Here is a 6,449-nt window from a genome sequence, read left to right on the forward strand (position 1 = left end):
TAAGCATGATTAAGAATAACAATGACATCGGCTTTATCCACGACATCGGCAGCCTAGACCGCCTTCGTCAACAAGCGGTAAACGGTGAAGAAGGCAGCGAGAAAGAAGCATTAACCGCTGCGGCAAAACAGTTTGAATCAATTTTTACCTCAATGTTGTTTAAGTCGATGCGCGATGCAAACTCAAGCTTCAAATCGGATATGCTGAATAGCCAGAACGAGCAGTTTTATCGCCAAATGCAAGATGAGCAAATGGCGAGTGAGTTGAGTGCTTCGGGTTCGTTAGGTCTTGCGGATATGATTGTGGCGCAGTTAAGCGCGGGTCAAGCAAGCGATGCGACGGAAGATAAGGTTCGTAGTGAAGGCTTTGATACTTCATTGCAAAGACCTCAGTACTCAGGCCGTTCAGAAGGTCGAGCATCAGAAGTACAATCTGCGCAAGCAGCAAAACAGCCAGTATCCTTTGATTCTCCAGAATCGTTTGTGACCTCAATGAAGCCTTACGCAGAAAAAGCAGCGAGCGCGCTTGGTGTGGACTCGTCTCTACTATTGGCACAAGCTGCCCTTGAAACGGGTTGGGGTTCTAAAATGGTTAAGAACTCTTTGGGCAACAGCAATAACCTATTCAACATCAAAGCAGACAGAAGTTGGAAGGGCGATAAGGTTGCTACGCAGACACTTGAGTTCCACGGTAAAACAGCCGTTAAAGAGTCGGCTTCTTTCCGTTCTTACTCAAACTTTGAAGATAGCTTTAACGACTATGTGAAGTTCTTGAACGAAAACCCAAGATACGAAACGGCATTGCAGCATCAAGGTAACTCAGAGAACTTCATCAAAGGTATCCACCAAGCAGGTTACGCAACTGACCCTAACTATGCAGATAAGGTATTGCGCGTTAAAGCTAAGATTGATGAGATGAACTAATCACCTTTAATGAACATTGAGAGCTTGCCATTGGCAGGCTCTTTTCCTATCTATCACCTCAAGTTTTGCTGCGAAGTCTGTAGTTATCTCCTTACACTTCAATAAATTATTGCCTTTGAATTCTCAGTTTTATCTATTGGCATATATATTGCTTTATCTCTTGATGATATGCAGTTGTAGTTAATCAGTTTGCGCTGATTTTGTTAAGTTTTTTGGGGGCATTATGGCGTCGGATCTTCTGAATGTAGGGGCACAAAGTGTTCTTACCGCTCAGAGACAGCTAAACACCACAGGTCATAACATTTCTAACGCCAACACAGAGGGCTATAGCCGCCAATCTGTGATTCAAGGTGTGAATGACCCGCGCCAGTACGGTGGCCAAACCTATGGTATGGGTGTGCATGTGGAAAATGTTCGCCGCTCTTGGGACCAATTTGCCGTCAATGAACTTAACCTATCGACAACCAATGCCGCCAACAAAGGTGATACCGAAGCCAACCTAGATATGCTGTCGGGCATGTTGTCATCGGTTGCTTCGAAGAAGATCCCAGAAAACCTCAACGAGTGGTTTGACTCGGTTAAAACATTGGCCGATACACCGAATGATGTTGGTGCGCGAAAGGTTGTATTAGAAAAGGCTGGGCTATTAACTAAAACCTTGAACGAATTTCATGAAACAGTTCGACAACAGTCTGATTCTACTAATAAAAAGTTAGATATGGGTATCGAGCGAGTTAACCAACTGGCTTACGAGATCCGTGACGTACAACGCTTAATGATGCGAACTCCTGGGCCACATAACGACCTTCGGGATCAGCACGAAAAGCTTATTAATGAGCTGTCTGGTTATACCAAAGTCACGGTAACTCCGCGCTCAAACGCCGAAGGATTTAACGTCCATATCGGTAATGGCCATACCTTGGTTTCAGGTAGTGAAGCAAGCCAACTGAAAATGGTTGATGGCTTGCCCGATGCGCATCAGCGTCGCTTGGCGATTGTTGAAGGGAAGTCTTTAAAACCGATCACCAGCAGTGATATCGACGGAAAAATCGGTGCCATGTTAGACATGCGAGACGAGCATATTCCAGCAATCATGGATGAGCTTGGTCGTTTGGCGACGGCGTTTTCGTACAAGGTAAATAGTCTTCAAGAGCAAGGTTTGGATCTCAACGGCAACGTAGGCCAAGATATTTTCACCGATGTGAACTCAGAGCTGGTGGCAAAATCTCGTGTCACGGCTAGTGGGCAGTCAACAGCGGATGTTGCGGTATATATCGATGACACCTCTGCCTTAAAAGGTGGTGAGTACGGCCTTAAGTATGACGGCAGTGATTATGTCGTGACTAAGCCGAATGGCGAAACCGTTAAGGTGACGACCGACTCTAGTGGTAACGCTTTTTATCTTGATGGCATGCGAGTGGAAATACGTAATCCTCCTGAACTTGGCGAGAAGTTATTACTGCGCCCTACGCGCAACTTTGCTGCGCAGATTCAGATGGAAACTAAAGACCCTAGAGATATTGCCGCACAAAGTTATGAGGCATCGACCACCTTTGCTAAAGGCACTGCGGGGTTCAAAATTTTAGCGGCTGGCCAATTACGTGAGTTCGAAGTGGTTGTATCGCCAAAGGGTGAGCAATTTGCCGTAACGGATCCAAAGGGCAACATTTTAATGCAGCCGCAACCGTATCCGCCACAAGGGCCTGTGACCATCAATGGCACCACCTTTGAGCTAACAGCCGGTGCGGTGGCAAACGATAAATTTACGGCAAACCTTGTCCCATCAGAAGGCGATAACGGAAACCTACGTAAGCTACAAGATCTCCAAACAGGTAAGATCTTGAATGATGGTGAGTCTACGATTTTAGACCTTTACCACAATTTGAACACCAATACGGGCTTGAAGTCTTCCACGGCAAATCGCTTGAGTGATATCGCGACGCTAGAAAAGCAGTCAGCTCAAGAACGTATTGCTTCGATTTCGGGGGTTAACCTCGATGAAGAAGCGGCAAATATGATGAAATTTCAACAAGCGTATATGGCTTCGTCACGCATCATGCAAGCAGCCAACGATACGTTTAACACCATTTTGGCTCTGAGATAGGAAGGTATAAATGTTGAATCGCATCTCTAGCTTCCACAATTATCAGTCAGTACAAAACGACTTGCGCCGCCAAGAGAACAAGGTGCATCACAACCAAGCGCAGCTCGCTTCTGGTAAGAAGTTGCAGTCGCCGAGTGATGACCCATTGGCGACGCACTATTTACAGAATATTGGTCAGCAGTCAGAGCAGCTTAAACAGTATGTAGATGCGATTACTTTAGTAAGAAACCGTCTTGAACATCATGAGGTATTGGTCTCCAACACTGAAGGCTTTGCTGATGAAGCAAAACGAACCGTGATGGAAATGATCAACGGTGCACTTTCTCCAGAAGACCGCTTAGCTAAGAAGCGTGAAATTCAAGAACTGGCGAATAACTTTCTGCATTTAGCCAACTCTCAAGATGAGTCGGGTAACTACACATTTGCGGGTACTAAACCAAAGAACCAACCTTTCTTTCGAGATAATGAAGGGAACGTGACTTACCAAGGTGATGACTATCAACGCAAGATGCGTGTGGCAAGCAGCTTTGAAATGGCGATGAATGATCCCGGCAGCAAAATGTTTATGGAAATAGACAACCCGTTCGGGGATTACGAGCCTCAATATGAGCTTGAGCCTGCGTCTGAGTTATTGCTCGGGCGTGCGACCAACAGCGATGAAGATGGGTCTACTTATAAAGTGACTTTTGTCGACATGCAGACGGGTAATTTCGCTTATCAGCTTGAAAAAGACGGTGCAGTGGTTGCAGCAGAAGATTTTGATCCTTCGACAGGCATTGTTTACGAAGGGCTGAATATTCAAGTCAAAGGCCAGATCACTAAGGGTGACTCCATCACCTTAGAGCCGAGAGAGACATTCTCTATCTTTGATACGTTCAAAGAGGCGGCAGAACAGGCAGAAAACCCTGTGTCGGATGCATCGGCAACGGCGAAATTGCACCAAGTAACAGAAGAGTTCCATGCTGCGTTTATCCATTTAACTAAGGCGAGAACCGATGTCGGTGCACGCTTGAGTACCTTGGATATTCAAGAGCAACAACATGAAGATTTTAAGTTGTCTTTGGCGAAAGCAAAAAGCAACTTTGAAGACTTAGATTATTCGAAAGCCATCATTGAATTCAATGAAAACTCTCGAGCACTCCAAGCTTCACAACAAGCGTTTGGCAAAACAAAAGACCTGACCTTGTTTAATTATATTTAATGATCAATCGGTATTTAGTGGTGAGCTGCTGTTCATCACGGAGTCGATTCTTTGCCTTATGTGCTATGCCATACGTGCGAATGACTTCAATACTTGCCGCTTTTTTATACGAAACGTTTTGTTTTTCAAGATAGCGGCAAAAAACGGCAATCAGGAGGGTATACGTTGTTTCACCCTCAAAGAACAAACAATCATAATCGCGTTTAATTTTTTGTAAGTTTTTGATTTTTATTTAATTAAAAAATTATTTATACAAAATTAAACTTGGCATACAACTTGTATCTGTGTTGGTTATAAATGATTAATACAGATCTTAAACCCTGAATAGGGTTTATCGAGTAATACACGGTCAGTGCTTATCCATATGAGAGTAAAGCTGGCCGCTTCGCAGAAAGTTTGCGAACTCATAAGGAGAGCAAAATGGCTATCAATGTAAGCACTAACGTATCTGCTATGACAGCACAACGTTACCTGAATAAAGCGTCTAATGACTTAGCGACTTCTATGGAGCGTTTGTCATCTGGTCACAAGATCAACAGCGCGAAAGATGATGCAGCAGGTCTGCAAATCTCGAACCGCTTAACGGCTCAATCTCGTGGCCTTGATGTAGCAATGCGTAATGCTAACGACGGTATTTCGATTGCTCAAACCGCTGAAGGCGCGATGAATGAATCAACCAACGTACTGCAACGTATGCGTGATCTAGCGATTCAATCATCAAACGGCACTAACTCTCCAGCAGAGCGTACTGCACTGAACGAAGAGTCAATGGCACTTCAAGATGAGCTTAACCGTATCGCGGAAACAACCTCTTTTGGTGGCCGTCGTCTACTGAATGGTTCATTTGGTGAAGCGTCGTTCCAGATTGGTTCTAACTCTGGTGAAGCGATGATCATGGCGTTGACTAGCATTCGTGCCGATGATTTCCGCATGGGTGGTACTACGTTTGATTCAGAAAACGCGAAAGACAAAGATTGGCAAGTGCCGCCAACCGCAAGCGATCTTAAATTCGAATTTAAGACTAAAGCGGGCGAAGACATCATTCTAGATATTAACACCAAAGCGGGTGATGATATTGAAGAACTGGCGACTTACATTAATGGTCAATCTGATCTAGTGAACGCATCGGTTACCGATGAAGGTCGTTTACAACTGTTCGTTGCTGAACCTGACCTTGAAGGTGCAATGTCGATCTCTGGTGGCCTAGCGTCTGAGCTAGGAATTAAGAGTGAAGGCCGCGCAACCTCTGTTCAAGATGTTAGCTTAACTAGCGTTGCAGGTTCACAGAACGCAATCAGTGTGATTGATTCTGCAATGAAGTACGTAGATTCACAGCGTGCTGATTTGGGTGCGAAACAGAACCGTCTAAGCCACAGTATTAATAACTTGGCAAACGTACAAGAGAACGTAGACGCTTCTAACAGCCGAATCAAAGATACAGACTTTGCGAAAGAGACGACGCAAATGACCAAGTCACAAATTCTGCAACAAGCAGGTACTTCGATACTTGCTCAAGCAAAACAGTTGCCTAACTCTGCAATGACATTGTTGCAATAGTTATTGGTTGAAGTTGCTGCTCGTGTTCAGACGTGAGCCATGCAGCAAGGGAAACTGGCAAGCATACTTACTATTGAGTGTTTAGCTCTCTCATCTCTCACCTGCTATCCATTTTTACGGTAAGAATGCAACGGCAAGTCGGAAATGTGTTCATTTCTCGATGATCTCCACACAGGCTCTGACGCGCCAACTAGCCCCGGTTCTCTCAAAGGAAAAGGGGCTTTTTCCTTTCTGTGTTTCTTGTTTTTGCTACTTACTTCCCTGCGAATTTTCTCGCTCTACCTTTCTTAGATCTCTATTTGACGGCTCTTCTTCACGACAAATAATTTCATCTATTGCACAAGATTTGCCTACCCCAGAGATCTTTGGTGATTGATCATTTCTCCACCTTGACTAATTTAGACGGCGATTCGTACGTTTTTTAAACAGGTTGAAATCTTTTTTCAATTGAAATCTATCTCTGTAATAGAAGGTGATGAAAATTAAGTTATTGATAAATATTAGATTAATAATTTTTTTGTGGTTTTTTAAAAGTTTTTCTAAAGCTTCTGAATTTCGCGCCGTTATTAAAAGTAACTTTGAGAGAACTACTTTGGTTTTCCGAGACGTCGGAAACCGCTATACCGGAAAATCAATTGGAGAAATCACCATGGCAGTGAATGTA

The 6,449-nt window shown here is 44.1% G+C and carries 5 protein-coding genes; all 5 read left to right on the forward strand.

Annotation, left to right across the window (positions count from 1 at the left end; translation table 11 throughout):
* The first annotated feature begins 5 nt into the window (after positions 1-5).
* Positions 6-923: a flagellar assembly peptidoglycan hydrolase FlgJ gene (gene flgJ, locus BCV39_RS12035; RefSeq protein ID WP_048661934.1), complete on the forward strand. Its 918-nt coding sequence runs from the start codon at positions 6-8 to the stop codon at positions 921-923.
* A gap of 223 nt (positions 924-1,146) precedes the next feature.
* On the forward strand, positions 1,147-3,027 hold the full coding sequence (gene flgK / locus BCV39_RS12040) for a flagellar hook-associated protein FlgK (protein WP_048659816.1): 1,881 nt from the start codon (positions 1,147-1,149) through the stop codon (positions 3,025-3,027).
* Between the two features lie 10 nt (positions 3,028-3,037).
* Complete coding sequence (gene flgL / locus BCV39_RS12045; protein WP_048661936.1) at positions 3,038-4,228, forward strand: flagellar hook-associated protein FlgL; 1,191 nt, start codon at positions 3,038-3,040, stop codon at positions 4,226-4,228.
* A gap of 420 nt (positions 4,229-4,648) precedes the next feature.
* Positions 4,649-5,785 (forward strand): flagellin, encoded by a 1,137-nt coding sequence (locus BCV39_RS12050; protein WP_102460931.1) that lies wholly within the window; start codon positions 4,649-4,651, stop codon positions 5,783-5,785.
* A 475-nt stretch (positions 5,786-6,260) separates the two neighbouring features.
* A partial coding sequence (locus tag BCV39_RS23280) for a hypothetical protein (RefSeq protein WP_206747161.1) occupies positions 6,261-6,449 on the forward strand: 189 nt, incomplete at its 3' end.

The sequence above is a fragment of the Vibrio sp. 10N.286.55.E10 genome (assembly GCF_002872555.1).
Lineage (GTDB): Bacteria > Pseudomonadota > Gammaproteobacteria > Enterobacterales > Vibrionaceae > Vibrio > Vibrio crassostreae.